Below are 25509 nucleotides of genomic sequence, written 5' to 3'. Positions count from 1 at the left end.
ATGAAGAAGATTGAAGCCATCGTCAAACCGTTCAAACTCGACGAGGTGCGCGAGGCGCTTTCCGAGGTGGGCATCGCCGGCCTGACGGTGACCGAGGTGAAGGGTTTCGGCCGGCAGAAGGGGCACACCGAGCTTTACCGTGGCGCGGAATACGTCGTTGATTTCCTGCCCAAGATCAAGATCGAGGTCGTGGTGACCGATGACATCGCCGAGCAGGCGGTGGAGGCCATCATCAAGGCGGCCCGCACCGGCAAGATCGGCGATGGCAAGATCTTCGTCAGCGCGGTGGAGCAAGTGGTGCGCATCCGCACCGGCGAGACCGACGAAGCGGCGATCTGAGCTTCCCACGGCTCTGGAAGACATGCGGCCCCTTGCGGGCCGCTTTCATTTCCGGGGTGGCGTACCGTTCTGAGCCCGCATCAGCACCAGCAGGGCACCGCTGCCGCCGTCGTGCGGCCCCGCCTGGCAGAAGGCGAGGATTTCTTCCCGTTGTGCCAGCCAGCCGCGGGAGAGCTGTTTCAGGATGGAGACACGTCCGGGCGACCCCAGGCCCTTGCCGTGTATTACCCGAACGCAGCGTCGCCCCTGCTGCAGGCTGTGGGTCAGGAACTGGGCCAGGGCTGCACGCGCTTCGTCCCGGGTGTAGCCGTGCAGGTCGATCTCTCCCTGCAGCACCCAGCGCCCGCGCCTGAGGTCGGACAGCACGCGGCGTGGCAGGCCGGGGCGCAGGAAGGCGGCTTCGTCGCCCATGTCCAGCCGGTCCTCGAAGCTGAGCGGCGTGTTCAGGGATTCGTCCAGTGCGGCGCGTTCGTCTGCTTCCCGTTTCACCGGCGCCGGCAGGGGCGGTGTGCGTTCCAGTTCCACCCGGTTGCGGGTGTCCACCGGCTGGGCGTCGCGCGCCATGTAGCGGAACAACTCGAGGTCATCCATCGAGCTGTGCTCAGGCGGCAGGATGAGGGAGGAGGTTTCACCCGTTTTGGCGCGCATCGCGTGCTGCTTCTCCGCTTCCACCGTGGCGCGGCGAGGGGCGGGCCCGAGCTCGACCCTGCCGCTGTCGCGTAGCGGGGTGACGTCCGCATAGGCGGCATAGAGCGGATCCAGCGGCGCCTGGCGGGGCGAAGTGGCTTCGTCCGCCTCTTCGGTCGTGGACTTGGCGCGGGGGATGGGGGCGGGGCGAGGGCGTTCCAGCTCCACCCTGTCGTTTCGGTCCAGCGGACGGGCGCCCTGCATGGCCTGCCGGAACAGCGCTTCCTCGTCATCGGATGCGGCCGTGCCTGCCGTGGGAGAGGGGAGCGCTGGCCTACTGGCCCGGACCGGAGTCGATCCAGCTTTGGGTTTGCTGTCCAGCCTGAGCCCGGACAGGGCGTGGAAGGGGCTCTCGGACGTTTTGGTGCGGGGCGCCGCCGCAGGCGGGGAGGCGGCCTGGCGACGGCGCGGCATGGTCAGACGTCCAGGGTGTCCAGGTAGCGCTCTGCATCCAGCGCCGCCATGCAGCCGGTACCGGCAGAGGTGACCGCCTGACGGTAGACATGATCCTGCACGTCGCCGGCGGCGAACACGCCGGTCACGCTGGTCTGGGTCGCGTTTCCGCTACGGCCGCCGTGGGTGACGATATAGCCGTTCTCCATCTCCAGCTGACCCTCGAAGATGTCGGTGTTGGGCTTGTGGCCGATGGCGATGAACACGCCCTGGAGGGCGATGTCCTGGGTAGTGCCGCTCTTCAGGTTCTTGACCCGCATGCCGGTCACGCCGGAGCTGTCGCCCAGTACCTCGCCCAGCGTCGAGTCCAGCACCAGTTCGATCTTGCCTTCGGCTACCCGCGCCATCAGCTTGTCGATCATGATTTTCTCGGCGCGGAACTTCTCGCGGCGATGGACCAAGGTGACCTTCTTGGCGATGTTGGCCAGGTACAGCGCTTCCTCGACCGCGGTGTTGCCGCCGCCAATGACCGCGACGTCCTGGTTGCGGTAGAAGAAACCGTCGCAGGTGGCGCAGGCGGACACGCCGCGGCCAGCGAATTTCTCCTCAGACGGCAGGCCAAGGTACTTGGCGGTGGCACCAGTGGCGATGATGAGCGCGTCGCAGGTGTATTCGCCGCTGTCGCCGACCAGGCGGAAGGGCCGCTCGCCCAGCTTCACCGTGTGGATGTGGTCGAAAATCATCTCGGTGTTGAAGCGCTCGGCGTGTTTCTGGAAGCGGGTCATCAAGTCCGGCCCCATGACGCCGTCCGCGTCGGCAGGCCAGTTGTCCACCTCGGTCGTCGTCATCAGCTGGCCGCCCTGGGCCAGGCCGGTGATGAGTACCGGTGCCAGGTTGGCGCGCGCGGCGTATACCGCGGCGGTATAGCCGGCGGGGCCGGAACCGAGAATGAGCAAACGGGCGTGCTTTGTGGTCATGAGCCTTGTCCGAGACGGATTGGGGGATGGCCGGAATTATAGCGAGCCCTTGAATTGCCCGCCCAATGGCGCCGATAGGCAGGTTCAATCGCTGCCGGTTGCTGCTAAAGAGGATTAGATACATCAGGGAGATCACGGATGTAACAGGATATTCGTCTATACTTCCGTGACATTTGCCTCGATGCCAAAGTGCATCTTGTGCTAACCGACCGCAGGAGCCTTCATGAGCCAGCCGACCGCTGTTTCCACCATCGCATTGAAGACCTTCCCGCTGTTCCACGGACTGACGGACGATGTTCTGGCCGCAGTCGCGCGTGTCGCCATGATGAGGCGCATTCCACGCGGGCAGGCCGTCGTGCGGGCGGGCGACCGAACCGATTACGTCTATTTCGTTCTTACCGGCAGCCTCAAGGTGGTGGTGAGCGACGAGGATGGCCGCGAGGTCATTCTTTCCATCCTTGGCCAGGGCGAACTGTTCGGCGAGATGGGCATGTTCGGCGAGCAGCCGCGCTCGGCCTCGGTGATCGCCGTGGTACCGGCGGACCTGGTGATGATCGCCAAGCAGGACTTCCGTCAGATCATGCAGGACAACTTCGAGGTCGCCTGGCGCATCATGGGCAACCTGGCAGAGCGGCTGCGCAACGCCGATCGCAAGATCGAGAGCCTGGCCCTGATGGACGTCTATGGCCGCGTCGCCCGCCTGCTGCTGGACATGTCGGAGGATGTGAACGGCGAAGCGGTGGTGGTGCGCAAGATATCCAAGCAGGACATCGCCAAGATGATAGGCGCCTCCCGCGAGATGGTGAGCCGGGTGATGAAGGACCTCGGCCAGCAGGGCCTGATCGAGGAGACGGCCCAAGGCGTGGTGCTGCGCGGCCGCCTCAATGATGTCTGACGCTCAAGCACGAAACCGCCCTTGGCGACAGCCCGCTTTGTGACCAAGGGCAAAGGCCGGACGGCGGCGGAGAGCGATCGAATATAATCCCCCGCTGTCGTTTCCCCTCCGGCTCTCCTGATGTTGTTCCGTTCCTCGTCCCGTTCCCAGCCCTTGCCGGAGAAGATCTCGCTGCTGCTGCAGGAGGCGCGCTGGCTCATCCTGGGCGTGATGTCCTTGTACGTCGGCATGGTGCTGCTCGGTTATACCAAGGCCGATCCCGGCTGGTCGCATGCGGCGCAGGTCGAGCGCGTCGCCAATCCGGGCGGCCGCTTCGGCGCCTGGCTTGCCGATCTGCTGCTCTATCTCTTCGGCGTTTCCGCGTGGTGGTGGGTGATCTTTCTCGGCTACGGGCTGATGTGGGGATTCCGCCGGCTGAAGAACCAGCTGACGCTGGATCGCCGCTCCTTCTTCATCGTGCTCGCGGGTTTCCTGGTCGTGCTGTTGACCAGCAGCGCGCTGGAGGCCCTGCGCTTTCATAGCCATGGCGCCGCGGTGCCGCTGGCTCCCGGCGGATTGCTGGGCATGGAACTGGGGCAGATGGTGCAGGGCGCCTTCGGCTTCACCGGCGGCACCCTGCTGCTGCTGACCCTGCTCGCTTGCGGCATTTCCTTGTTCACCGGCGTGTCCTGGCTGGCGGTGGTGGAGGGGCTGGGTTTCTGGCTGGAACAGTCGCTGCTGCGCGCGCGGGCGGGTTTTGGCAACTGGCAGGATCGCCAGGCCGGCAAGGAGATCGCCCAAAAGCGGGAGGCGGTGGTTGAAACCCGCCGGCGCAAGACCGAGAAGGCACAGCCTGCGCCGCTGCGCATCGAGCCAGCCACGCCGGTCATCCAGAAGTCCGAGAAAGTGGAGAAGGAGCGTCAGCAAACGCTGTTCGCCGATGCGCCCGAGGGCGCGATTCCACCGCTGGCGCTGCTTGATCCGCCCAGCGGCAATGGCGAGCCGCCTTCGGCCGAGTCGCTGGAGTTCACCTCACGGCTGATCGAGACCAAGCTGGGCGACTTCGGCGTCGAGGTGAAGGTGCTGGCCGCCTATCCGGGGCCGGTGATCACCCGCTACGAGATTGATCCGGCGACCGGGGTGAAGGGCAGCCAGGTGATGAATCTGGCCAAGGACCTGGCGCGCGCGCTGTCCATGGTGTCGGTGCGGGTGGTGGAGACGGTGCCGGGCAAGTCGTGCATGGCGCTGGAGCTGCCGAACCCGAAGCGGCAGACGGTACGCCTGTCGGAGATCATCGGCTCCAAGGCCTACCACGACATGGCCTCACCGCTCACCGTTGTGTTGGGCAAGGACATCGGTGGTCAGCCGGTGGTGGCTGATCTGGCGAAAATGCCGCACCTGCTGGTGGCGGGTACCACCGGTTCGGGCAAGTCGGTCGGCATCAATGCCATGATCCTGTCGCTGCTGTACAAGAGTGAACCGGAGCGGGTGCGGCTGATCATGGTCGACCCCAAGATGCTGGAACTGTCCATCTACGAAGGCATTCCGCACCTGCTGGCGCCGGTGGTCACCGACATGAAGCACGCAGCCAACGCGCTGAACTGGTGCGTGGCCGAGATGGAGAAACGCTACAAACTGATGGCGGCGGTGGGCGTGCGCAACCTTGCCGGCTTCAACAAAGCGGTGACCGAAGCGCGCAAGGCGGAGAAGCCGCTCACAAACCCCTTCTCGATCAGCCCGGAGAACCCCGAGCCGCTGGAGACCCTGCCCTACATCGTGGTGGTGATCGACGAACTCGCCGATCTGATGATGGTGGTGGGCAAGAAGGTGGAAGAACTGATCGCCCGTCTGGCGCAAAAGGCGCGGGCCGCCGGCATCCACCTGATCCTGGCCACCCAACGCCCCTCGGTGGATGTCATCACCGGCCTGATCAAGGCCAACGTGCCGACCCGTATCGCTTTCCAGGTGTCGAGCAAGATCGACTCGCGCACCATCCTTGACCAGATGGGCGCCGAAGCGCTGCTGGGCATGGGCGACATGCTCTACCTGGCGCCGGGAACCGGCCTGCCGGTGCGGGTGCATGGCGCCTTCGTCGCCGACGAGGAAGTGCACAAGGTGGTGGAGCATCTCAAGCGCGTGGGGCCACCGGATTACGTCGAGGGCATCCTCGCCGCGGCGGAGGACGATCTGGAGGCGGCCGGTGGCGGCGAGGGTGGGGAAGATGGCGAAGCCGACCCGCTCTACGATCAGGCCGTCGAAGTGGTACTGAAGACGCGGCGGCCCTCGATCTCGCTGGTCCAGCGGCATCTGCGCATCGGCTACAACCGGGCGGCGCGACTGATCGAGCAGATGGAGCGCTCCGGTCTGGTTTCTTCCATGGGAAGCAATGGCAACCGGGAAGTCGTGGTCCCGGCGAAGGAGACGGAATGAAGCGCGTCTTTGCTGGCGCAGTGATGGCGATGGGCCTGCTGCTGGCTGGCCCGGCGTCCTGGGCGGCTGGCGGCGTGGAGCAACTGCGCCAGTTCGTGAAGGCAACCCGCAGTGCCGAGGGCGAGTTCGAGCAGACGGTGCTCGCCAAGTCTGGCCGCAAGCCGCAGCAGGCCGCCGGCAGCTTCGCCTTCTCCCGGCCGGGCAAGTTCCGCTGGGAGTACCAGATGCCTTATCAGCAACTACTGGTGGGCGATGGTGAACGGCTGTGGATCTGGGATCGTGACCTCAATCAGGTAACGGTGAAGCGCATCGGCGACGCGCTGGGGGCGACGCCGGCAGCCATCCTGTTCGGCAGTGGGGATCTGGAGCAGAACTTCGAACTCGCCGAAGGGGGCGACAGTGAGGGGCTGGCTTGGGTAGAGGCGCGCCCCAGGCAGGAAGGCAGTGGCTTCGAGGCGATGCGCATCGGCCTGGCTGGTGCCCAAGTGAAGCGGATGGAGATGCGCGACAACTTTGGCCAGACGACTACGGTGCTCTTTCCGCGCTTCGTCCTCAACCCGCCGGTGGATGCCGGCCGCTTCCGCTTCACTCCACCGACCGGTGCAGACGTTATCGGTGACGATACCAGCAAGGGCGGACGCTGAGCGGTGGCTGACCTGTTCGAGGCGCTGGAGCCGCCGCGCGTCCCGCTGGCCGAACGCATGCGGCCCCAGAGCCTGGACGAGGTAGCCGGACAGGCACACCTGTTGGGGCCGGGCAAGCCGCTGCGGCTGGCCTTCGAATCCGGCAAGCCGCATTCGATGATTCTGTGGGGGCCGCCAGGGGTCGGCAAGACCACGCTGGCGCGCCTCATGGCGCAGGGTTTCGATGCCGAGTTCGTCGCGCTCTCCGCGGTGTTTTCCGGCGTCAAGGAAATCCGCGAGGCCATCCAGCAGGCACAGGCGGCAAAATCGCGAGGCCGCCACACCATCCTGTTCGTGGATGAAGTTCACCGGTTCAACAAGGCGCAGCAGGATGCTTTCCTGCCCTTCGTCGAACAGGGGCTGGTGACTTTCATCGGCGCGACCACCGAAAATCCGTCCTTTGAAGTGAACTCGGCGCTGCTGTCGCGGGCATCGGTTTACGTACTGGAGCCGCTCGGTGAGCAGCCAATGGCGGCGCTGTTCGAGCGCGCCCGTGCCGATGCCTGTCCCGGCCTCGGCTTCGATGAGGATGCGCGCGATCGGCTCATCGGTTTTGCCGACGGCGATGCGCGGCGATTGATGAACCTGATCGAGCAGGTTCAGGTGGCGGCGGAAACGGCCAAGGTGGCGCCGGTGACGGCCACATTCGTCGACGAGGCGCTGTCACGCAATCTGCGCCGCTTCGACAAAGGTGGAGAAGCCTTCTACGACCAGATTTCGGCGCTGCACAAGTCGGTGCGCGGCTCCAATCCGGACGCTGCCTTGTACTGGCTGTGCCGCATGCTCGATGGCGGCGCGGATGCGCTCTACCTCGGCCGGCGCCTGGTGCGCATGGCGGTGGAGGACATCGGCCTGGCCGATCCTCGTGCACTTGAGATTACCCTCAATGCCTGCTCCACCTATGAGCGCCTGGGCTCGCCCGAAGGGGAACTGGCCCTGGCGCAGGCGACGATTTTCCTCGCCTGCGCGGCCAAGTCGAACGCGGTATACAAGGCCTATAACGCCGCTCGCCAGTTCGTTTCCAAGGACGGCTCGCGGCCGGTTCCGCTGCACCTGCGCAACGCACCGACCAAGCTGATGAAGAACCTTGGCTATGGCAAAGCCTATCGCTATGCGCACGACGAGCCGGATGCCTATGCCGCAGGCGAGAGCTATCTGCCGGACGGCATGGCCCCACCGGGCTGGTATCAGCCGGTGCCGCGCGGACTGGAACAGCAGATTGCGGAGAAACTGGCCCGTCTCAGGAAGTTGGACGAGGAGGCCGGTGAAGACCCCGGCGCTCGGTGAGCGGCGCGCCGGGATCGGGACTCACTCAGTGGGTCAGCGGATGATCCGCCATGAATCGTGCGCACAGCAGCTTCGCATGCTCGGCCTTTTCGAATTCACCGCGCTCGGTGGCTTGCTCGACGAGATCCAGCATGTAGGTGGTCAACAGCAGAACGCCCTCGCGCGTCTGCACCAGGCCGCAAGCCATCTGGGCGGCGGTAACGTCGGGAATGCCCGTGTGTTCGGCGATCAGCGACACTTCATCCTCTGTGAGGTCGCAGTAGTCTAGGCAGTCTCGAATAGATAGCATGCTCTACTCCTCCTACGAATTGCCTTCTGCGAGGCTTGGTGGTCCCCTCTGAAGGGTACTTCGTCTGGGAGGAATAGCAAGGGAAAGCGCCGAGAAATTGATCAATAAGCAATTGATACGATTGATTATTTTTGCGCTGCGGAAAAATGGTGCCGGAGCAGTTTTTGATTTTCCCCTCCGGCGCTTGCGGGATATAGCCCAGGACGGGCTTCAGCTTCCCCCGCCAAGGTACTGATTGCAAAAACGTTTCAGGAAATACTAAATGCTCGATATCCAACTTCTCCGCGGCCAGCTGGACACAGTCGCCGCCCGCCTGGCCACACGCGGCCTCGCGCTGGACGTTCAGGCCTTCACTGCGCTCGAGGACGAGCGCAAGCATCTGCAGACCCGTACCCAGGAACTGCAATCGCAGCGCAACAGCCTGTCCAAGCAGATCGGCATGCTGAAGTCCAAGGGTGAGGATGCCAGCGCGGTGATGGCCGAAGTCGGCAAGCTGGGGGACGAGTTGAAGGCTTGTGAGCAAGCCCTGCCCGTGCTGCTGGAGAAGATCAACGCTTTTTCCGCCGGCCTGCCCAACCTGCCGCACGAGAGCGTGCCATTGGGCGAAGACGAAAGCGGCAATGTGGAAGTGCGGCGCTGGGGTACACCCGGCGTGTATGACTTTGAAGTGCGGGACCATGTTGACCTGGGCGGTCCGCTCGGATTGGATTTCGAAACCGGTGCCAAGCTTTCCGGTGCACGCTTCACCTTCATGCGCGGGCCGGTCGCACGCCTGCATCGTGCGCTTGCCCAGTTCATGCTCGACCTTCAGACCGGCGAACATGGCTACACCGAGTGCTACACCCCCTACATCGTTAACCGTGAGGTACTGGAAGGTACCGGGCAACTACCCAAGTTCAAGGAGGACATGTTCTGGGTGCTGCGCGGCGGCGACGACGAGGTGCGGGAGCAGTACCTGATTTCGACTTCGGAGATTTCGCTGACGAACAGCGTGCGTGAGCAGGTGCTCGCCGCCGAGGCCCTGCCCATCAAGCTGACCGCCCACAGCCCTTGCTTCCGCTCGGAAGCGGGCAGCGCCGGCCGCGACACCCGCGGGATGATCCGTCAGCATCAGTTCGATAAAGTCGAAATGGTGCAGATCGTCCATCCAGAGCGCAGTTACGAGGCGCTGGAGGAAATGGTCGGCCACGCCGAAGCGGTACTGCAGCGGCTGGAGCTACCTTATCGCGTCGTTTCCCTGTGCACTGGCGACATGGGTTTTTCTGCCGCCAAGACGTACGATCTGGAGGTGTGGTTGCCGGCGCAAGGCACCTACCGCGAGATTTCCAGCTGCTCGAACTGCGAGGCTTTCCAGGCGCGCCGCATGCAGGCGCGCTTCAAGAACGCCCAGGGCAAGAACGAACTGGTGCACACCCTCAACGGTTCAGGGCTGGCCGTGGGGCGTACCTTGGTGGCGGTACTGGAGAACTATCAGCGCGCCGATGGCTCGGTGGCCGTGCCCAAGGCGTTGCAGCCTTATCTGGGCGGGCTGGAGGTGCTCGAACCTCGACGCTGAGGCTCAGCGGCGCGGGCTGGCGCTCAGGGGCGCTGGCTCAGCCGCAGCCTGGGCGGCGTCAGGGGCGGTTCGTAAGCCGGCTCCAGCCGCACCAGGATGTCGTAGAAATTGCGGATGTTCTCCGTCATGATCACCGCTTCTCCCCCCCGGGCCGCCCCGGCCTTGAGGCGAGCAGCGTATTGAGGGCGTGACAGCAGCGGCAGCACGGCCTTCATGTCCCACCAAGAGGCGTTGTCTCGCCCCATGCCACGTGCAATCGCGCGCGCGCCGTTCAAGTGTCCCATCCCCAGGTTATAGGCGGCCGTTGCCAGCCATTGCCTGTCGGGATCCTCGATGTCGTCCGGCAACTGCTCCTTGAGCATGGAAAAGTAGCGCGCTCCGCCCAGGATGCTCTGGCGGGCATCCAGCCGGTCGCTGACTCCCAGCCGATCCGCGGTGTCCGCCGTCAGCATCATCAAACCACGCACGCCAGTGGGTGAAATGGCATAGGGATCCCAGTGAGACTCCTGGTAGGCCAGCGCGGCGAGGTAGCGCCAGTCGATCCCCGTCTTTGCCTGCGCATCATGGAAGTGTGGGCGCAGCGCAGGCAGCCGTTCCTGGATGCGGCTGAAGAAGGTGCTTATATCGGCCTCGTCGAGGCGGCGGACGTGGCCGAAGTAGCGATCGGCGATGCGGGAGAGGAGTGCGCTCTCGCGCGCTTCTTCCAGGAAGATCTGGACCTCATTCGCGAGTGGATCATTGGGCTCCATTGGCAGGGCCCAGGCAATGTGACTCTTCAGCGGCAGGTCGTAGGCGACGGTCAGCGCAGGGTAGATCTGGGCGGCGAGTGCGAAATGGACCCGGTCTGTCGCTATCAGGTCGTGCTTGCCTTCGGCCAACTGAGCCAGCAGGGTCTGATCATCCACTTTGGCTTGCAGGTGCATGGTCAAGTTGGGCACCCGCTTCTGGATCTGCTCCACCGTGTCGGCAGACAAGGCCCCCCGGCGCACGGTAATGGCACGCCCGGCCAGTTCGCTTTCCTTTTCGATCTCGGGGGCATCGATGCGGCCCGCCAGCACGTAGTCCACCTCTCGCAGGGGAGCCGACCATTTCAGGGGAAAGCGATCATTCAGGCCCAGGCCGGCCGCGGCCAGGTGTGCCTCGCCATTGAGCACGGCATCCAGAGCGCGCGTCGCATCCGGATAGACGACGAAACGCACTGGTACCCCCAACTCCGCTCCCAGGCGTTCGAGCAGGTCATGTTCGAATCCCGAAGGGCGCCCATCCTCATCCATGCGATAGGAAATTGCATCCAGGCGGGTAGCCACGCGCAACTCGCCCAGGCTGCGGAAATCCGCGATGCGAGGGGGCTTGTTGGGCGAGCAGCCCGACAGAATGAAGGCGAAAAGCGCCAGCAGGAGGATGCGCAAGGTGAGCATTGTGGGTTCAAGGCTGGCGGATTCTGCGTGATGGCGACGGGAAGGGCAATTGCCCAATCCCGGCCGGAGGCTGGCGGCGAAAAAGTGCTGGTGCAGAGCTCGGCCCTTGTGCGTATAATGCGCGCTCCTTTACGGCGGCTAGCCTGCAAGGAAGCGCGGAGAGGTACCGAAGCGGTCATAACGGCGCCGACTCGAAATCGGATGGTCAGGGAAACTTGGCACGTGGGTTCGAATCCCACCCTCTCCGCCAAAAAAATTTGACGAAGAAAAAAAAGCTGCTATAATTTTTCTTCTCTGCAGTACGGAGCGCCCGTAGCTCAGTTGGATAGAGTACCTGGCTACGAACCAGGGGGTCGGAGGTTCGAATCCTTCCGGGCGCGCCAAAAAATTCAGAACCCAGATGAGAAATCATCTGGGTTTTTCGTTTTTCGGGTTCGAGAAGCTTGAATTGAGTCCGTCTCACGCAGCCTCAGCCACCGTCGGTAGCGAGTTTGCAATGGGCCAGTTTGCGCTTTGCATGGGAAAGCAAAAAAGCGGTGGCCTTTTGGGGTCCACCGCTTTTCTCATATTTACGCGGGTGAAATCAGCCTTGCCGCTTGTCTCGCTCAATCAATGCGTATGCTGAATGATTGTGGATGGACTCGAAGTTCTCGGATTCCACGGCATAGGCGTCGATGCGGGCTTCCGCATGCACCAGGCCTGCCACGTCACGCACCATGTCCTCGACGAACTTCGGATTGTCGTAAGCGCGCTCGGTGACGTACTTCTCGTCGGGACGCTTCAACAGCCCATAAAGTTCGCAGGATGCTTGGCTCTCGACCAACTGGACCATCTCTTCGATCCACAGGTGATCGTTCAGCGTCGCCGTCACGGTCACATGGGAGCGCTGATTATGGGCGCCGTAGGCGGAGATTTTCTTGGAGCAGGGGCAGAGGCTGGTGACCGGCACCACGACTTTCATCTTGAACTCATAACGCCCGCCTTCGTGGATTTCGCCGGTAAAGGTGACTTCGTAGTCCATCAGGCTCTGCACGCCGGATACCGGCGCCGCCTTGTTGATGAAGTAGGGGAAGGTCATCTCCACATGGCCCGTCTCTGCCTCCAGGCGCTTCACCATCTCGCGCAGCATTGGCTCGAAGGACTCGACCGAGATCTCGCGTTCGTCGCTGTTCAGTATCTCGACGAAGCGCGACATATGGGTGCCCTTGAAATTGTGGGGCAGGCCGACGTACATGTTGAAGACGGCGACGGTGTGTTGCACGCCGCCATTCTTGTCTTTCACCTTCACCGGGTGGCGGATGGATTTGATGCCGACCTTGTTGATGGCGATCTGGCGGCTGTCGGCCAGGTTCTGGACGTCTGGAATGGCGTGTGCCGCGTGTGGGGCATTCATGGGGCTGTTCTCTGTTGTATTCGGCTGAAAGGCACCGATAGTGGTCGGGATGCTAGCATTCCCGACAAAACCACTCAACTATTGCTCGGATAGGCATCCTCAATCGCGCTGAGGATGCCGGCCTTGTCCAGGCCAATGGAGGCGAGCAGCTGGGCCTGATCGCCGTGGTCGATGAAACGATCCGGCAGGCCCAGGCGCAGTTGCCGCGGCCGTTGTGGCAGGGCATCGAGTGCGCGGGAAACCTCGGAGCCCGCGCCGCCGATGACCGCATTTTCTTCCAGCGTGACCAGTAGATCGTGCGTGCGCGCGAGCTCGGCGATCAGTGCCTCATCCAGCGGTTTGACGAAGCGCATGTTGGCGACGGTGGCATCCAGTGCTTCGCCGACCTCCAGCGCAACACTCAGCATGGAGCCGAAGGCCAGCAACGCGATCTTGCTGCCATTGCGGCGGACTTCGCCCTTGCCGATGGGCAGAGCGGTCATCTCCTGTTCCGGAACGACGCCGGCCCCGCTGCCGCGCGGATAACGGACCGCCGTGGGGCCGTCATGGCGAACAGCGGTATAGAGCATCTGCCGGCATTCATTCTCGTCGGCAGGCGCCATGATGACGAGGTTGGGCAGACAGGCGAGATAGGAGAGGTCGAACGCGCCGTGGTGGGTAGCGCCATCGGCGCCGACCAGGCCGCCGCGGTCTATCGCCAGCACTACCGGGAGGTTCTGCAGGGCGATGTCGTGGACCAGTTGGTCGTAGGCGCGCTGCAGGAAAGTGGAGTAGATCGCCACCACCGGCTTGAGACCTTCGCAGGCGAGGCCGGCGGCGAAGGTCAGTGCGTGCTGCTCGGCGATGCCCACGTCGTAGTAGCGGTCCGGGTACTCCTGGGCGAAGCGCACCAGGCCGGAGCCTTCCCGCATTGCCGGGGTGATGGCGACGACGCTGGGGTCGCGCGCAGCCATGTCGCACAACCAATCGCCGAATACCTGGGTGTAGGTGAGCTTGCCGCTGCTCTTCGCTGGCTGGATGCCGGCGGTGTGGTCGAACTTGGAGACGCCGTGGTAGAGGATGGGATCCGCTTCGGCGAGCTTGTAGCCCTGGCCCTTGCGGGTGATTACGTGCAGGAACTGCGGGCCCTTGAGCTTCCGGAGGTTCTGCAACGTGGGGATGAGGGTGTCGAGGTCGTGGCCATCGATGGGGCCGTAGTAGCGGAAGCCGAATTCCTCGAACAGCGTGCCGGGCGTGATCATGCCCTTCACGTGTTCTTCGACCTTGCGCGCGAAATCGGCCACCGGCGGCGCCACGCCCAGCACCCTCTCGCCGACGCGGCGGGCGGCGTTGTAGGTGGAGCCGGACATCAGGCGGGCGAGGATCTTGGTCAGCGCGCCGACCGGCGGCGAGATCGACATTTCATTGTCGTTGAGGATCACCAGCAGGTTGATCCCTTCCATGTCGCCGGCGTTGTTGAGCGCCTCGAAAGCCATCCCGGCCGACATAGCGCCATCGCCGATGACCGCGATGGCATGGCTGTCATCGGCGCGATCCCGCGCCGCTACCGCCATGCCCAGCGCGGCCGAGATGGAGGTGGAAGAGTGCGCGGTGCCGAAGGTGTCGTATTCGCTCTCGCAGCGGCGCGGGAAACCCGAAATGCCGCCCCAGTGGCGCAGCCCGCTCATTGCTTCGCGGCGGCCGGTGAGGATCTTGTGGCCGTAGGTCTGGTGGCCGACGTCCCAGACGATGCGGTCGGCTGGGGTATCGAAAACGTAGTGCAGCGCGATGGTGAGTTCCACCGTGCCCAGATTGGACGACAGGTGACCGCCGGTCTTGGAGACGGACTCGATCAGGAAAGCGCGCAATTCCTCGGCAATGGAACCGAGCTCGCGCCGCTCCAGGGCGCGCAGATCGGCGGGAGAAGCGATGCGGTCCAGGTTCGGATAGGGCATTGAGCGGTCCGGCAGAAATGGGGTGATGTTCGAGTTCAGAAGGCGCGGTGCACGATGTAGTCGGCAAGCGCTTCGAGGCGCGCGCTGCGGCCACCCATGGGGGCCAGCGTCTCACGAGCTTCGGCGAGCATGTCTTCGGCCAGTTGCTTGGCTTCGCCGAGGCCGAGCAGGCTCACGTACGTGGGCTTGTCGTTGTCGGCATCCTTGCCGGCGGTCTTGCCCAGCGTGGCGGTGTCGGCTTCGGCGTCGAGGATGTCGTCTACCACCTGGAAGAGCAGGCCGATGAGCTTGGCGTAATGGTCCAGCTGTTCGATTTCTGCGGTGGGCAAGGGCGTGCCGGCCTGGGCGCCGAGCAGGACGGAAGCGCGGATCAGCGCCCCCGTCTTGTGGATGTGCATGAATTCCAGTTCAGCCCGGCTCAATTGCTGTCCGACTGCTGCAAGGTCGATTGCCTGGCCGCCGGCCATGCCGCGCGAGCCAGACGCCTGGGCAAGCAGCGTCACCATGCTGAGTTGTGTGGCGTGGCTGTCAGCGAGCGGGGCGTCGGCGAGCACCTGGAAGGCCAGCGTTTGCAGGGCGTCGCCGACCAACAGGGCGGTGGCTTCGTCGTACTCGACATGCACGGTGGGCTTGCCGCGCCGCAGCACGTCGTCGTCCATACAGGGCAGATCGTCGTGGACGAGTGAATAGGCGTGGATCAACTCCACCGCGCAGCCGATGCGATCCAGTCTTTGCGGTGAGGCTCCTGCCAGCTCGCCGGCGGCGTGAACCAGAAGGGGGCGCACCCGCTTGCCGCCGCCGAGCACCGCATAGCGCATCGCGGCATGCAGGCGGTCAGGGGCGAGTGCGGCGTCCGGCAGGAGGTCGGCCAATGCGCTTTCCATCCGCTGCTGCACCGACTGCATCCAGGTCTGGAAGTTGCTCATGTTCATGCATCCCCCTGAGTGCCGCTCTGGCCGAAATCCACCAGCTTGTCTCCTTCGAGCTGGCGTATCCGTTGCTCCGCCTTGTTCAGCGTTTCCTGGCAGTACTTCAGCAGCCCGACTCCCTTCTGGTAGCACTCCAGCGCTTGCTCCAGCGGGAGATTGCCGGACTCCATGTCCTGCACGATGGTTTCGAGTTCGGAGACGGCGGCTTCGAACGACGAGGGCGATGACGCCGGCTTGGGCATTGGATCTATAAAAGGCAAGCGGGGAAAAACGGGAAAATAACCGATCGCGCGTCTGGCGGTCAAACAGCGTCTAGCTTAAACTAACCCGTTTATTTTTCCGGATTTCTGGTCCCGCATAGGAGGTTCGGGGATGTCCGATATCGCTTCCACTGCTCAATTGGCCCCGGCTGTTTCCCAACTGCCGGTGTCCTGGTACTTCGACGAGAAGGTCTTCGAATTGGAGAAGAAACTCCTCTTCGATGCCGGTCCGGGGTACGTCGGCCATGAGCTGATGGTGCCTGAGGTCGGAAACTACCGCTCCCTGGAATGGCTGGACCATTCGAAGCTGCTCTTCCACACCGGCGATGGCGTGCATCAGCTGTCGAACATATGCCGCCATCGCCAGGCCATCATGCTGCAAGGCAGTGGCAGCACCGAGCATGTGGTTTGTCCGATTCACCGCTGGACCTACGACAACCAGGGCAGCCTGATCGGAGCGCCGCATTTTCCGTCGAATCCCTGCCTGAATCTGAAGCGGGACAAGCTGGAGAACTGGCACGGCCTGCTGTTCAAGGGGCCACGCTCGGCGAACGCCGACCTGGCCGGGATGCAGGTTGCTCAGGAGCTCGACTTTTCCGGATACAAGCTGGACCGCGTCGAGATCCACGAGTGCAACTACAACTGGAAGACCTTCATCGAGGTGTATCTCGAGGACTACCACGTTGTGCCTTACCACCCGGGCCTGGGCAACTTCGTGACCTGCGATGACCTGACCTGGCAGTTCGGGGACTGGTATTCGGTGCAGCGCGTGGGCATCACCTCGCTGGCGAAGCCGGGGTCGGCCACCTACGGCAAGTGGCACAAGGCGGTACAGGAGTATTACGGCGAGAAGCGGCCGCAGCATGGCGCGATCTGGCTGACTTACTATCCGAATATCATGGTGGAGTGGTATCCCCATGTGCTGGTGGTCAGCACGCTGATCCCGACCGATGTGAACAAGACCACCAATGTGGTCGAGTTCTACTATCCGGAAGACATCGTCGAGTTCGAACGCGAATTCGTGGAGGCGGAACAGGCCGCCTACATGGAAACCGCGATCGAGGACGACGACATCGCCGAGCGCATGGATCGCGGCCGGCTGGCGCTGATGAAGGAAGGTCGCAGCGAGGTGGGGCCTTACCAGTCTCCCTTCGAGGATGGCATGCAGCACTTCCACGAGTTCTACCGCCGCCTGATGGCGCCGGGCCTGGACGGCGCCTGAGGCTTGCATTGCAGGCAGGCTTGAAATGAAAAACGCCGACTGTGCAGACAGTCGGCGTTTTTATTTGGCGGAGATCAAAGACCACGCTCAGCGTGGTGTCTGCAGTTCCTTCGGCAGCGGGAAGGTAACCTTCTCAGGTACGCCATCCAGCGGGCGCACGCTGCCGCCGCCCAGCACTTTCAGCCGCTCTATCACCCGCTCCACCAGGATCTCAGGTGCGCTGGCGCCCGCGGTGACGCCGATGCGGCGTTTGCCGCTCACCCAGGCCGGGTCGATGCCTTCGGCGTTGTCGACCAGGTAGGCTGGCACGCCACGCAGTTCGGCCACTTCACGCAGGCGGTTCGAGTTGGAACTGTTGCGCGAGCCCACGACGAACACCACGTCCACATGCGGCGTCATGAACTTCACCGCGTCCTGCCGGTTCTGGGTGGCGTAGCAGATGTCGTCCTTCTTCGGGCCGATGATGTTGGGGAAGCGCTCGCGCAGCGCGGTGACGATGGTGGCCGCATCATCCACCGACAGCGTGGTCTGGGTGACATAGGCCAGCTTGTCCGGATCCGCCACCTGCAGCCCGGCGACGTCGGCGGGCGACTCCACCAGGTGCACGCCATCCTTGACCTGGCCCATGGTGCCTTCCACCTCCGGATGCCCCTTGTGGCCGATCATGATCAGCTCGCGGCCCTGTTCCCGCATGCGGCCGACTTCGATATGCACTTTGGTGACCAGCGGACAGGTCGCATCGAACACCCGCAGGCCGCGCTGCTCCGCTTCTTCGCGCACCGCCAGCGACACGCCGTGGGCACTGAAGATGACCGTGTTACCCGTGGGTACCTCGTCCAATTCCTCGACGAAGATGGCGCCCTTGGCGCGCAGGTCGTCGACCACGAACTTGTTGTGCACCACTTCGTGGCGGACATAGATGGGCGCGCCGAAGCGGGTCAGCGCCCGCTCCACGATTTCGATCGCGCGCTCCACGCCGGCGCAGAAGCCGCGCGGCGTGGCCAGGAGGATTTCGTTTTCCGTCATGCTGCTCTCTCTGTTGCCCTGTAGCCGGTGGGCTTACAGGATGCCGATCACTTCCACCTCGAAGCGGATGGCTTTGCCGGCGAGCGGATGGTTGAAGTCGATCAGTGCAGACTGCTCGTCGATCTCGCGGACGAGGCCTGAATAACGCGAGCCATCGGGGGCGGTGAACTCCATGATGCTCATCGGCTCGATGGCCTCGTCCGGCATATGCTCCCGCTTCACCCGCTCGACCAACTCCGCGCGGTGCGGGCCGAAGCCTTGCTCGGGCTCCAGCTCGAAGACCTGCCGGCTGCCGACACCCAGGCCAATGATGAGCTGCTCCATGGCCGGCAGCATCTCGCTGGCGCCGAGCTGCAGGGTGGCGGGCGTGGCTTCGAAGGTGCTGATCAGCGGCTGGCCGTTCGGCAGTGCGATGCGGTAGTGCAAGGTGACCAGGCTGTTGGCTTCGACGATGTTGCTCACGAGGGGTTCTCCGCGGTCGGGTCGGGGGCGTTGCGCCGGTCGTGGCGGAACTGGCCCCACAGCATCAGGACGACGCCGACGGTGATCGCCGAATCGGCGAGGTTGAAGGCCGGCCAGCCGTAGCGGCCGGCGTGGAAATAGAGGAAGTCGACCACCGCGCTGTGGATCAGCCGGTCGATGACATTGCCGACTGCGCCGCCGATGATCATCGCGAAGGCCAGCGGCAGCAGCTTCTCGGCGCGGTGCTGGTACATCAGCCGCAGCAGCCATCCGCAAATCACTACCGCCAGCGCCGTGAAAAACCAGCGCTGCCAGCCGGAATGCTCCGCCAGGAAGCTGAAGGCGGCCCCCGGGTTGTAGACCAGTACCAGGTCAAAGAAGCTGGTGACCGGGATGGCCTGGCCGTAGTCCAGGTTCGCCAGCACCAGCTGCTTGGTCAGCTGATCCAGCGCGGCGACGACAATCGCCGCGATCAGCCAGGGCGCGAGTGCCCGCAAAGGCGTTGCCTCAGGCGTGGCCACGCTGCTCGCCTTCGCCGAACAGATTGCTGTGGCAGCGAGTGCACAGCGTCGGGTGGTCGGCGTGGGAGCCGACGTCGTCGGTGTAATGCCAGCAGCGTTCGCACTTGGCCTTGGCGCTTGGCGTGGCGACGATGCGCTCTTCCTCCGCGCTGCCCACCTGGCTCAACACCGCGGCGGAGGTCATGGTGACGAAGCGCAGGTCGCCCTCCAGGCTGGCCAGCGCGGCGAACTTGTCGGCGGCCAGCTTCAACTCCAGTTCGGCCTGCAGGGAAGAGCCGACCCGCCCGGCGGTGCGCAGGGCTTCGATTTCCTTCAGTCCATCGGAACGGGCGGCGCGGATCAACTCCCAGCGCGCCGCCAGCCCGGCCTCGGCTTCCTGCGCCGGCAGGGCGTGGAAGGTGTGCAGCATCACGCTGTCGTCCTTCGCCTCCGGGTTGAGGACGGCCCAGGCTTCCTCAGCGGTGAAGGAGAGGATGGGCGCCATCAGCTTCACTAGCGTCTGGGTGATGTGCCACAGCGCGGTCTGCGCAGCGCGGCGCGCCTTGGAGTCCGCCTTGGTGGTGTAGAGACGGTCCTTGAGGATGTCGAGGTAGAAGGCGCCCAGATCTTCGGCGCAGAACACCTGTAGCGCCTGCACGATGCGGTGGAACTCGAAGCGGGCGTAGTCGGCCTCGGCCTGCGTCGCCATCTTGCGGGTGAGGGCGAGGGCGTAGCGGTCGATGTCCAGCCACTCCTCGACCGCGACCGCATCCTTGGCGATGTCGAAGTCGGCGGTGTTGGCGAGCAGGAAGCGCAGGGTGTTGCGCACGCGGCGGTAGACCTCGACCACGCGGTCCAGGATCTCCTTGCTGATGGAGAGTTCGCCGGAATAGTCGGTGGAGGCTACCCACAGGCGCAGGATTTCGGCACCCATCTTTTCGGACACTTCCTGCGGCAGGATGGTGTTGCCGAGGGACTTGGACATCTTGCGGCCCTGCTGGTCCACCGTGAAGCCGTGCGTCAGCAGCGCCTGGTAGGGCGGGTGGCCGTCGATGGCGCAGCCGGTGAGCAGGGAGGAGTGGAACCAGCCGCGGTGCTGGTCCGAGCCTTCCAGGTAGAGATCGGCGCGCGGGCCTTGCACATGGCCGTCGGAATGCGAGCCGCGCAGCACGTGCCAATGGGTGGTGCCGGAGTCAAACCAGACGTCCAGCGTGTCGCTGATCTTGTCGTAGGCGGCGGCCTCGTCACCCAGCAGTTCCTTGGCGTCCAGCTTGAACCAGGCTTCGATGCCTTCCTTTTCCACCCGCAGGGCGACCTGTTCCATCAACTCCGCGGTACGCGGGTGCAGTTCGCCGGTCTCCTTGTGCAGGAAGAAGGGGATGGGCACGCCCCAGTTGCGCTGGCGGGAGATGCACCAGTCGGGTCGGTTGGCGATCATGGCGTGCAGGCGCGACTGGCCCCACGCGGGGAAGAAGCGCGTTGCCTCGACGCCGCGCAGCGCCCGTTCGCGCAGGGTGGAGCCGTCCGCGACCTGCTTGTCCATGCCGACGAACCACTGCGCGGTGGCGCGGTAGATCAGCGGCGTCTTGTGGCGCCAGCAGTGCATGTAGCTGTGGGTGATCTTGGCGTCGGCCAACAGGCTGCCGACTTCGCGCAGCTTCTCGATCACCGCCGGGTTGGCCTTCCAGATGTTCAGGCCGCCGAAGAACGGCAGGTCGGAGGCGTAGCGGCCATCGCCCATCACCGGGGTGAGGATGTCATCGCTGCTCATGCCGTTGGCGCGGCAGGACTGGAAGTCTTCCAGGCCGTAGGCGGGGGCGCTGTGCACGATGCCGGTGCCGGCGTCCAGGGTGACATAGTCGCCGAGGAAGACCGGCGACTGGCGGTCGTAGAACGGGTGCTGGAAGGAGAGGTGATCCAGCGCTGCGCCCTTGGTGGTCGCCACGATGCGTCCATCCAGACCGTAGCGCTGCAGGCAGGAGGAAACCAGGTCCTGCGCCAGGATGAGGTAGCGCTCGCCGACATCGACCAGCGCGTAGTCGATCTCCGGGTGCATGTTTAGCGCCTGGTTGGCGGGGATGGTCCAGGGCGTGGTCGTCCAGATGACGGCCAGGGCGGGCTTGGCGAGCGGCCCGAGGCCGAAGGCATCGGCAAGGCGCTGGGGCTCGGCGCAGACGAAGCCGACGTCCACCGCCGGAGAGGGCTTGTCCGCGTATTCGACCTCGGCTTCCGCCAGCGCGGAGCCGCAGTCGAAACACCAGTTCACTGGCTTCAGGCCCTTGAATACATAGCCGGCCTTGACCATCTCGGCCAGGGCGCGGATTTCGTTCGCCTCGTTGGCGAAGTTCATCGTCAGATACGGATTGTCCCAGTCGCCCAGCACGCCCAGCCGGATGAACTCCTTCTTCTGGATGTCCACCTGCTCGGCCGCGTAGGCGCGGCACAACTCGCGGACCTTGCCCGCCGGCAGGTTCTTGCCGTGGGTGACTTCCACCTTGTGCTCGATCGGCAGGCCGTGGCAGTCCCAGCCCGGCACGTAAGGCGCGTCGAAGCCCGCCAGCGTCTTGGAGCGGACGATGATGTCCTTGAGGATCTTGTTCAGCGCATGGCCCAGGTGCAGATTACCGTTGGCGTAGGGCGGGCCATCGTGCAGCACGAACTTGGGCCGGCCGGCGGAGGCGGCGCGGATCTTCTCGTAGAGCTGCTTCTGCTGCCACTGGGCGATCCAGCCCGGCTCCCGCTTCGGCAGGTCGCCGCGCATCGGGAAGGGGGTGTCGGGCAGGTTCAGGGTCTTGCGGTAATCGGCCATGGTGTCTTCTTCAATTCCGGACTAATTCGTATGGGCGGCGTGCCAGGCTCGTGCATCGTCGGCATCGCGACGGATCTGGGCAGTGAGGGCGTCGAAGGACTCGAAGCGCTGCTCCTGCCGGAGCTTGTGCAGGAAATGCACCCGCAGATGAGCGCCATAGCATTCCTGCTGCCAGTCGAACAGATGGACTTCCAGCCGCGGCCGGCCGCTTCCATCCACCGTCGGCCGGGTGCCGATGTTGGCGACGCCCTGGACGGAGCGACTGGCAAGCAGTCCTTCGACGCTGACGGCGAAAACTCCGGACAGGGCAGGGCGGCGATGCTTCAGTTGAATGTTCGCGGTGGGATAGCCCAACTGGCGGCCCAGCTTGTCCCCATGCGCGACCCGGCCGGCGATGCTGTAGGGCCGGCCAAGCAGCCCCGCAGCGTGATCGAGTTCGCCCTTGGCCAACGCCGCACGCACCGCCGAACTGGAAACGCGCTCTCCGGCGACATCCAGCGTTGCCATGGACTCCACGCCGAAACCATGCGCCCGGCCGGCTGCCTGCAGCATGGCGAAGTCGCCGCGGCGGCGGGCACCGAAGCGGAAATCGTCGCCAATATACAAATGGCGCACCCCGAGCCCCCGGACGAGGATGTCTTCGATGAAGTTCTCCGCGGAAAGCGCGGCGAAGGCGGCATTGAAGCGACAGACATAGGCGCGCTCGACGCCACTGGCGGCGAGCAGGAGCAGCTTTTCACGCAGGGAGGAGAGGCGGGCAGGCGCGTCCGCCGCCGAAAAATACTCCCGCGGATGCGGCTCGAACGTAAGCACGGCCGCCGGCAGCCCCAAGACATGGGCTTTTTCGGTGAGCAGTGAGAGCAGGGCCTGATGGCCTCGGTGAACGCCGTCGAAGTTGCCGATGGTGAGCACCGAGGGCTGGTCCGCCCGTTCGGGAATCCCGCGAAAGACCTGCATAACTGCCCAAAAAAGCAGTAATTATAGCGAGAAAGGCGGAGGCCGGTTCAGTCCAACTGGGCGACCCGGGTGCGGGACGCAGGCGGATTGTCGCTTGCATACCGGCGAATGCCGCGGAGGATGGCGTCGGCCATCTTGTCCTGATAAGCGTCATCGTTGAGGCGTCGCTCTTCCTCCGGATTGCTGATGAAGGCGGTCTCGACCAGGATGGAGGGGATGTCCGGTGCCTTCAGCACGGCGAATCCTGCCTGCTCAACCTGGGCCTTGTGCAGGGTGTTGATGTCGCCCAATTCCGAAAGGACGGCTTTGCCGAGCTTGAGGCTGTCGTTGATCGTAGCCGTCTGTGACAGGTCCAGCAGCGTGCGCGCAAGGTGTCCGTCCTGTTTGGCAAGGTTCACGCCGCCGATGAGGTCGGCGTCGTTCTCCTTCTGCGCCAGCCAGCGTGCAGCCGAACTGGTCGCACCACGCTCCGAAAGTACGAAGACCGAGCTGCCCCGCGCTTCGGGGCGTACGAAGGCATCCGCGTGTATGGAGACGAAGAGGTCGGCCTGTACCCGGCGGGCCTTGTCCACCCTTTGGTAGAGCGGCACAAAGTAGTCACCATCCCGGGTCAGCACGGCGCGCATGTTCGGAATTGCATCGATCTTGCGCTTGAGCCGGTGGGCAATATTGAGCGTCACCTGTTTTTCATGGCTGCCACGGCTACCGATCGCGCCGGGGTCTTCTCCGCCGTGCCCGGGGTCAAGGACGACAGTGAACAGGCGGTCGACCTTGGGTGCATTCCGGGGGGCGCGTGTCTGGGGAGGCTCGGTTGCCGGGGGGGCGGCGGCCGATGCTTTAGTGGAGCCCGAGGCGTCACCCGCCGCCGCATCCATCGGGGAGGGGCTGCGGATGAGCGCGAGCAGCGGGTCGACCGGCTCGGTTGGATACAGGTCCAACACCAGGCGGTGTCCGTAATCGCCCACCGGCTTGAGGGTGAATACCTGCGGATTGATGCCTGCCTTGAGCTCGACAACGATGCGGACCACCCCTGGCCGGTTCTGGCCGGCGCGGATGAGCCGGATATAAGGATCAGACTCCAGAACTTTGGAAGGCAGTGACTGGAGAACGCTGTTCAGCTCAACGCCTTCCAGATCAACAACCAGGCGCTCGGGATCCTTGACCAGGAGATGGGTGAACCGGAGTTCGGTGCTGCCTTCCAGGGTAATCCGGGTGTATTCCTCTGCTGGCCAGACGCGGACGGCAAGGAGGTTGGCGGCCGCGTAGCCGCTCGGGCTGACCAGAAGGGCCAGCGACGCGCCCGCGAGCTTGAGGAGGTCGCGTCGGCTCAGGCCGGTCGGGTGGCGCTGCCCGGCGTATTCAATTGCTCCACCAGTCGGTTCAGGCATGCGTGCCCCGTTGCGGTCTTGGCTGTGACGGTTGCTTGCCGTCCCTCTCCGGCGAGGGACAGATGGATCTCGACATCTGGCTGCGGCAGGTGAGGCCTGGCTTTGTCTGGCCACTCGACCACACAAACGCCTTGTCCGGCGAAGTATTCGTCAAGGCCTGCCTCCAAGTATTCGCCCGGCGAATCGAAGCGATAAAAATCAAAGTGATAAAAGTCTAATCTAGAAACCAGGTAAGGTTCAATCAAGGTATAGGTGGGGCTCTTGACTTTCTGCGTATGACCAAGCCCTCGGAGCATGCCGCGCGTCAGCGTGGTTTTTCCCGCTCCCAAGTTACCTTGCAGCCAGAGTTGCAATCCCGGCTCGAGGCTGCGGCCTATGGCTTCGCCCAAGGCGAGGGTGTCGGGCTCGTCTTGAAGGGCGAGCGTCACTGAAGCGCCGCCGCTATCATCACTGGGGTGAATGGTGTTGAGCATGAAAACCTCGTGGAGAAAGACGTGGCTGCCGACAGCGGCCAGCTGGCGGATCTATATAAGAAGATCCAGGGCTGGGGTGCCGAGCTGGGCTTTGAATCCATTGGCGTGGCGGGCGTTGATCTCGCCGATCAGGAGGATGGTCTGCTGCGATGGCTCGCTGCCGGCTTCCATGGGGAGATGGATTATATGGCCCGCCATGGGCTGATGCGGGCGCGGCCCGCGGAGTTGCTGCCAGGTACGGTACGCATCATCACGGCCCGGCTTAACTACTGGCCGGGGGGGCGGGAGCCGGACGAGGTACTGGCAGATGCGAAGCTCGCCTATGTATCTCGCTATGCGCTGGGCCGGGACTATCACAAGGTGCTCCGTGCTCGCTTGCAGGCCCTGGCGGAGCGTATCCATGAGTGCGCGCCTCATGGCTACCGAGTGTTCACCGATTCAGCTCCCGTCATGGAGGTGGCGCTTGCCGCCAAGACTGGTCTCGGATGGAGGGGCAAGCACACGCTGCTGCTGGATCGCTCCGTTGGCTCCTATTTCTTCTTGGGAGAGATCTTCACGGATCTTCCCCTGCCGCTGACCTGTGAGGTCTCGCCTCATTGTGGAAGCTGTAGCGCCTGCATCGGAGCCTGTCCGACAGGGGCGATCATCGGACCATATCGTCTCGATGCCCGGCGCTGCATCTCCTATTTGACGATAGAGCTAAAAGGAACGATTCCGGAGTCGCTGAGGCCCTTGATAGGCAATCGCATATATGGGTGTGATGACTGTCAGTTGGTCTGTCCGTGGAATCGCTTTGCTAAGCCGACTGCAGTGCCAGATTTTTTGCCCCGGCATGGTTTGGATGGAGCTGAGCTCTGCGAACTGTTCATGTGGTCCGAAGCGGATTTCAACGAAAGAATGGCCGGCAGTCCCATTCGACGAATCGGCTATATCTCCTGGCTGAGGAACATTGCGGTCGCCCTGGGCAATGCCCAGCCTTCACCCGAGCTGATTGCCGCGCTGCAATCTCGCGCTGACCATGCGTCGCAGTTGGTTCGAGAGCATGTGGAATGGGCCTTGGCGCGCCTCATTGAGTCGAAGTAAAAGTTTTGGTTTTTAGGGTTGACGTTATGTGAGCGGTGTCTATAATGCGCACCTCTTCAGCGCTGCAGCGAAATGCGGCGGGGCTGAAGGGCTTGGGAAGCAAGGCGTTCTGCGGTTTTTAAGTGAAAAATAAAAAACGCA

The 25509-nt window shown here is 63.8% G+C and carries 23 protein-coding genes and 2 tRNA genes; 10 read left to right on the top strand and 15 right to left on the bottom strand.

Annotated elements, in window-relative coordinates:
- Positions 1-339, top strand: coding sequence for a P-II family nitrogen regulator (locus GRF61_RS08810; protein ID WP_169150293.1), 339 nt, complete (start codon positions 1-3; stop codon positions 337-339).
- Positions 340-384: 45 nt separating this feature from the next.
- On the opposite strand, the gene GRF61_RS08805 is transcribed toward GRF61_RS08810, so the two are convergent.
- Positions 385-1230, bottom strand: coding sequence for a Smr/MutS family protein (locus GRF61_RS08805; RefSeq protein WP_248281167.1), 846 nt, complete (start codon positions 1228-1230; stop codon positions 385-387).
- Between the two features lie 212 nt (positions 1231-1442).
- Complete coding sequence (gene trxB / locus GRF61_RS08800; RefSeq protein WP_169150291.1) at positions 1443-2396, bottom strand: thioredoxin-disulfide reductase; 954 nt, start codon at positions 2394-2396, stop codon at positions 1443-1445.
- A 223-nt stretch (positions 2397-2619) separates the two neighbouring features.
- Here trxB and GRF61_RS08795 point away from each other — a divergent pair, with 223 nt between their 5' ends.
- From GRF61_RS08795 to GRF61_RS08780, 4 genes are all read left to right on the top strand, one after another.
- Positions 2620-3291, top strand: coding sequence for a cyclic nucleotide-binding domain-containing protein (locus tag GRF61_RS08795; protein ID WP_133592156.1), 672 nt, complete (start codon positions 2620-2622; stop codon positions 3289-3291).
- Between the two features lie 120 nt (positions 3292-3411).
- Positions 3412-5700: a DNA translocase FtsK gene (locus GRF61_RS08790; RefSeq protein ID WP_169150290.1), complete on the top strand. Its 2289-nt coding sequence runs from the start codon at positions 3412-3414 to the stop codon at positions 5698-5700.
- Positions 5697-6344: an outer membrane lipoprotein chaperone LolA gene (gene lolA / locus GRF61_RS08785; RefSeq protein ID WP_248281166.1), complete on the top strand. Its 648-nt coding sequence runs from the start codon at positions 5697-5699 to the stop codon at positions 6342-6344. Before GRF61_RS08790 ends, lolA begins: the two co-directional genes overlap by 4 nt.
- 3 nt (positions 6345-6347) lie before the next feature.
- Positions 6348-7670, top strand: a complete 1323-nt coding sequence (locus GRF61_RS08780; protein WP_169150289.1) for a replication-associated recombination protein A — start codon at positions 6348-6350, stop codon at positions 7668-7670.
- 25 nt (positions 7671-7695) lie between these two features.
- Here GRF61_RS08780 and GRF61_RS08775 read toward each other — a convergent pair whose 3' ends face one another.
- Positions 7696-7959: a hypothetical protein gene (locus GRF61_RS08775; RefSeq protein WP_169150288.1), complete on the bottom strand. Its 264-nt coding sequence runs from the start codon at positions 7957-7959 to the stop codon at positions 7696-7698.
- A 262-nt stretch (positions 7960-8221) separates the two neighbouring features.
- Here GRF61_RS08775 and serS point away from each other — a divergent pair, with 262 nt between their 5' ends.
- Positions 8222-9514 carry a serine--tRNA ligase gene (serS, locus tag GRF61_RS08770; RefSeq protein WP_169150287.1) on the top strand — a complete coding sequence of 431 codons (1293 nt, stop codon included), beginning with the start codon at positions 8222-8224 and terminating at the stop codon, positions 9512-9514.
- A 23-nt stretch (positions 9515-9537) separates the two neighbouring features.
- Here serS and mltF read toward each other — a convergent pair whose 3' ends face one another.
- Entirely contained in the window at positions 9538-10932 is a 1395-nt protein-coding gene (gene mltF, locus GRF61_RS08765) for a membrane-bound lytic murein transglycosylase MltF (RefSeq protein ID WP_169150286.1), read from the bottom strand.
- A gap of 157 nt (positions 10933-11089) precedes the next feature.
- Between mltF and GRF61_RS08760 the strand changes: the two genes are divergently transcribed.
- Together GRF61_RS08760 and GRF61_RS08755 are read left to right on the top strand one after the other, a co-directional pair.
- A tRNA-Ser gene (locus GRF61_RS08760) sits at positions 11090-11182 on the top strand.
- A 56-nt stretch (positions 11183-11238) separates the two neighbouring features.
- Positions 11239-11315, top strand: a tRNA-Arg gene (locus GRF61_RS08755).
- A 200-nt stretch (positions 11316-11515) separates the two neighbouring features.
- On the opposite strand, the gene folE2 is transcribed toward GRF61_RS08755, so the two are convergent.
- From folE2 to GRF61_RS08735, 4 genes are all read right to left on the bottom strand, one after another.
- The gene (gene folE2, locus GRF61_RS08750; protein WP_169150285.1) at positions 11516-12325 is read right to left on the bottom strand and encodes a GTP cyclohydrolase FolE2; all 810 of its coding nucleotides are present in this window, start codon (positions 12323-12325) and stop codon (positions 11516-11518) included.
- Positions 12326-12399: 74 nt separating this feature from the next.
- On the bottom strand, positions 12400-14259 hold the full coding sequence (gene dxs, locus GRF61_RS08745) for a 1-deoxy-D-xylulose-5-phosphate synthase (RefSeq protein WP_169150284.1): 1860 nt from the start codon (positions 14257-14259) through the stop codon (positions 12400-12402).
- 35 nt (positions 14260-14294) lie between these two features.
- Positions 14295-15191: a farnesyl diphosphate synthase gene (locus GRF61_RS08740; RefSeq protein ID WP_211165843.1), complete on the bottom strand. Its 897-nt coding sequence runs from the start codon at positions 15189-15191 to the stop codon at positions 14295-14297.
- Complete coding sequence (locus GRF61_RS08735; protein WP_169150282.1) at positions 15188-15430, bottom strand: exodeoxyribonuclease VII small subunit; 243 nt, start codon at positions 15428-15430, stop codon at positions 15188-15190. The genes GRF61_RS08740 and GRF61_RS08735 overlap by 4 nt, the downstream gene beginning before the upstream one ends.
- A gap of 130 nt (positions 15431-15560) precedes the next feature.
- On the opposite strand from GRF61_RS08735, the gene GRF61_RS08730 reads away from it, so the two are divergent.
- Entirely contained in the window at positions 15561-16670 is a 1110-nt protein-coding gene (locus GRF61_RS08730; RefSeq protein ID WP_169150281.1) for an aromatic ring-hydroxylating dioxygenase subunit alpha, read from the top strand.
- Between the two features lie 87 nt (positions 16671-16757).
- Here the strand turns inward: GRF61_RS08730 and ispH are convergent, their stop codons facing one another.
- Genes ispH through tsaE form a run of 7 tightly spaced genes read right to left on the bottom strand, consistent with a single transcriptional unit; the run spans position 16758 to position 24285 of the window.
- Complete coding sequence (gene ispH, locus GRF61_RS08725) at positions 16758-17696, bottom strand: 4-hydroxy-3-methylbut-2-enyl diphosphate reductase (protein WP_169150280.1); 939 nt, start codon at positions 17694-17696, stop codon at positions 16758-16760.
- 33 nt (positions 17697-17729) lie between these two features.
- On the bottom strand, positions 17730-18158 hold the full coding sequence (locus GRF61_RS08720) for an FKBP-type peptidyl-prolyl cis-trans isomerase (protein WP_169150279.1): 429 nt from the start codon (positions 18156-18158) through the stop codon (positions 17730-17732).
- The gene (lspA, locus tag GRF61_RS08715) at positions 18155-18655 is read right to left on the bottom strand and encodes a signal peptidase II (RefSeq protein WP_211165846.1); all 501 of its coding nucleotides are present in this window, start codon (positions 18653-18655) and stop codon (positions 18155-18157) included. Before lspA ends, GRF61_RS08720 begins: the two co-directional genes overlap by 4 nt.
- A 10-nt stretch (positions 18656-18665) precedes the next feature.
- Complete coding sequence (gene ileS, locus GRF61_RS08710) at positions 18666-21467, bottom strand: isoleucine--tRNA ligase (RefSeq protein WP_169150277.1); 2802 nt, start codon at positions 21465-21467, stop codon at positions 18666-18668.
- Positions 21468-21488: 21 nt separating this feature from the next.
- Entirely contained in the window at positions 21489-22424 is a 936-nt protein-coding gene (locus GRF61_RS08705; RefSeq protein WP_169150276.1) for a bifunctional riboflavin kinase/FAD synthetase, read from the bottom strand.
- 47 nt (positions 22425-22471) lie between these two features.
- A complete protein-coding gene (locus tag GRF61_RS08700; protein WP_169150275.1) occupies positions 22472-23812 on the bottom strand; it encodes an N-acetylmuramoyl-L-alanine amidase in 1341 nt (446 codons plus the stop codon).
- Positions 23752-24285, bottom strand: a complete 534-nt coding sequence (gene tsaE, locus GRF61_RS08695; RefSeq protein WP_169150274.1) for a tRNA (adenosine(37)-N6)-threonylcarbamoyltransferase complex ATPase subunit type 1 TsaE — start codon at positions 24283-24285, stop codon at positions 23752-23754. The genes GRF61_RS08700 and tsaE overlap by 61 nt, the downstream gene beginning before the upstream one ends.
- A gap of 21 nt (positions 24286-24306) precedes the next feature.
- Here tsaE and queG point away from each other — a divergent pair, with 21 nt between their 5' ends.
- On the top strand, positions 24307-25368 hold the full coding sequence (gene queG / locus GRF61_RS08690) for a tRNA epoxyqueuosine(34) reductase QueG (RefSeq protein ID WP_348982368.1): 1062 nt from the start codon (positions 24307-24309) through the stop codon (positions 25366-25368).
- The last annotated feature ends 141 nt before the right edge of the window (positions 25369-25509 follow it).

This window comes from Azoarcus sp. TTM-91, assembly GCF_012911025.1.
Classification (GTDB): Bacteria; Pseudomonadota; Gammaproteobacteria; order Burkholderiales; family Rhodocyclaceae; genus Azoarcus.
This window is presented reverse-complemented; position numbering and strand designations above follow the sequence as displayed.

Coding starts and splice junctions, on each gene's coding strand:
- GRF61_RS08810 (WP_169150293.1), top strand. CDS start 1: ATGAAGAAGATTGAAGCCATCGTCAAACCGTTCAAACTCGACGAGGTG.
- GRF61_RS08805 (WP_248281167.1), bottom strand. CDS start 1,230: ATGCAGGGCGCCCGTCCGCTGGACCGAAACGACAGGGTGGAGCTGGAA.
- trxB (WP_169150291.1), bottom strand. CDS start 2,396: ATGACCACAAAGCACGCCCGTTTGCTCATTCTCGGTTCCGGCCCCGCC.
- GRF61_RS08795 (WP_133592156.1), top strand. CDS start 2,620: ATGAGCCAGCCGACCGCTGTTTCCACCATCGCATTGAAGACCTTCCCG.
- GRF61_RS08790 (WP_169150290.1), top strand. CDS start 3,412: ATGTTGTTCCGTTCCTCGTCCCGTTCCCAGCCCTTGCCGGAGAAGATC.
- lolA (WP_248281166.1), top strand. CDS start 5,697: ATGAAGCGCGTCTTTGCTGGCGCAGTGATGGCGATGGGCCTGCTGCTG.
- GRF61_RS08775 (WP_169150288.1), bottom strand. CDS start 7,959: ATGCTATCTATTCGAGACTGCCTAGACTACTGCGACCTCACAGAGGAT.
- serS (WP_169150287.1), top strand. CDS start 8,222: ATGCTCGATATCCAACTTCTCCGCGGCCAGCTGGACACAGTCGCCGCC.
- mltF (WP_169150286.1), bottom strand. CDS start 10,932: ATGCTCACCTTGCGCATCCTCCTGCTGGCGCTTTTCGCCTTCATTCTG.
- folE2 (WP_169150285.1), bottom strand. CDS start 12,325: ATGAATGCCCCACACGCGGCACACGCCATTCCAGACGTCCAGAACCTG.
- dxs (WP_169150284.1), bottom strand. CDS start 14,259: ATGCCCTATCCGAACCTGGACCGCATCGCTTCTCCCGCCGATCTGCGC.
- GRF61_RS08740 (WP_211165843.1), bottom strand. CDS start 15,191: ATGAACATGAGCAACTTCCAGACCTGGATGCAGTCGGTGCAGCAGCGG.
- GRF61_RS08735 (WP_169150282.1), bottom strand. CDS start 15,430: ATGCCCAAGCCGGCGTCATCGCCCTCGTCGTTCGAAGCCGCCGTCTCC.
- GRF61_RS08730 (WP_169150281.1), top strand. CDS start 15,561: ATGTCCGATATCGCTTCCACTGCTCAATTGGCCCCGGCTGTTTCCCAA.
- ispH (WP_169150280.1), bottom strand. CDS start 17,696: ATGACGGAAAACGAAATCCTCCTGGCCACGCCGCGCGGCTTCTGCGCC.
- ileS (WP_169150277.1), bottom strand. CDS start 21,467: ATGGCCGATTACCGCAAGACCCTGAACCTGCCCGACACCCCCTTCCCG.
- GRF61_RS08705 (WP_169150276.1), bottom strand. CDS start 22,424: ATGCAGGTCTTTCGCGGGATTCCCGAACGGGCGGACCAGCCCTCGGTG.
- GRF61_RS08700 (WP_169150275.1), bottom strand. CDS start 23,812: ATGCCTGAACCGACTGGTGGAGCAATTGAATACGCCGGGCAGCGCCAC.
- tsaE (WP_169150274.1), bottom strand. CDS start 24,285: ATGCTCAACACCATTCACCCCAGTGATGATAGCGGCGGCGCTTCAGTG.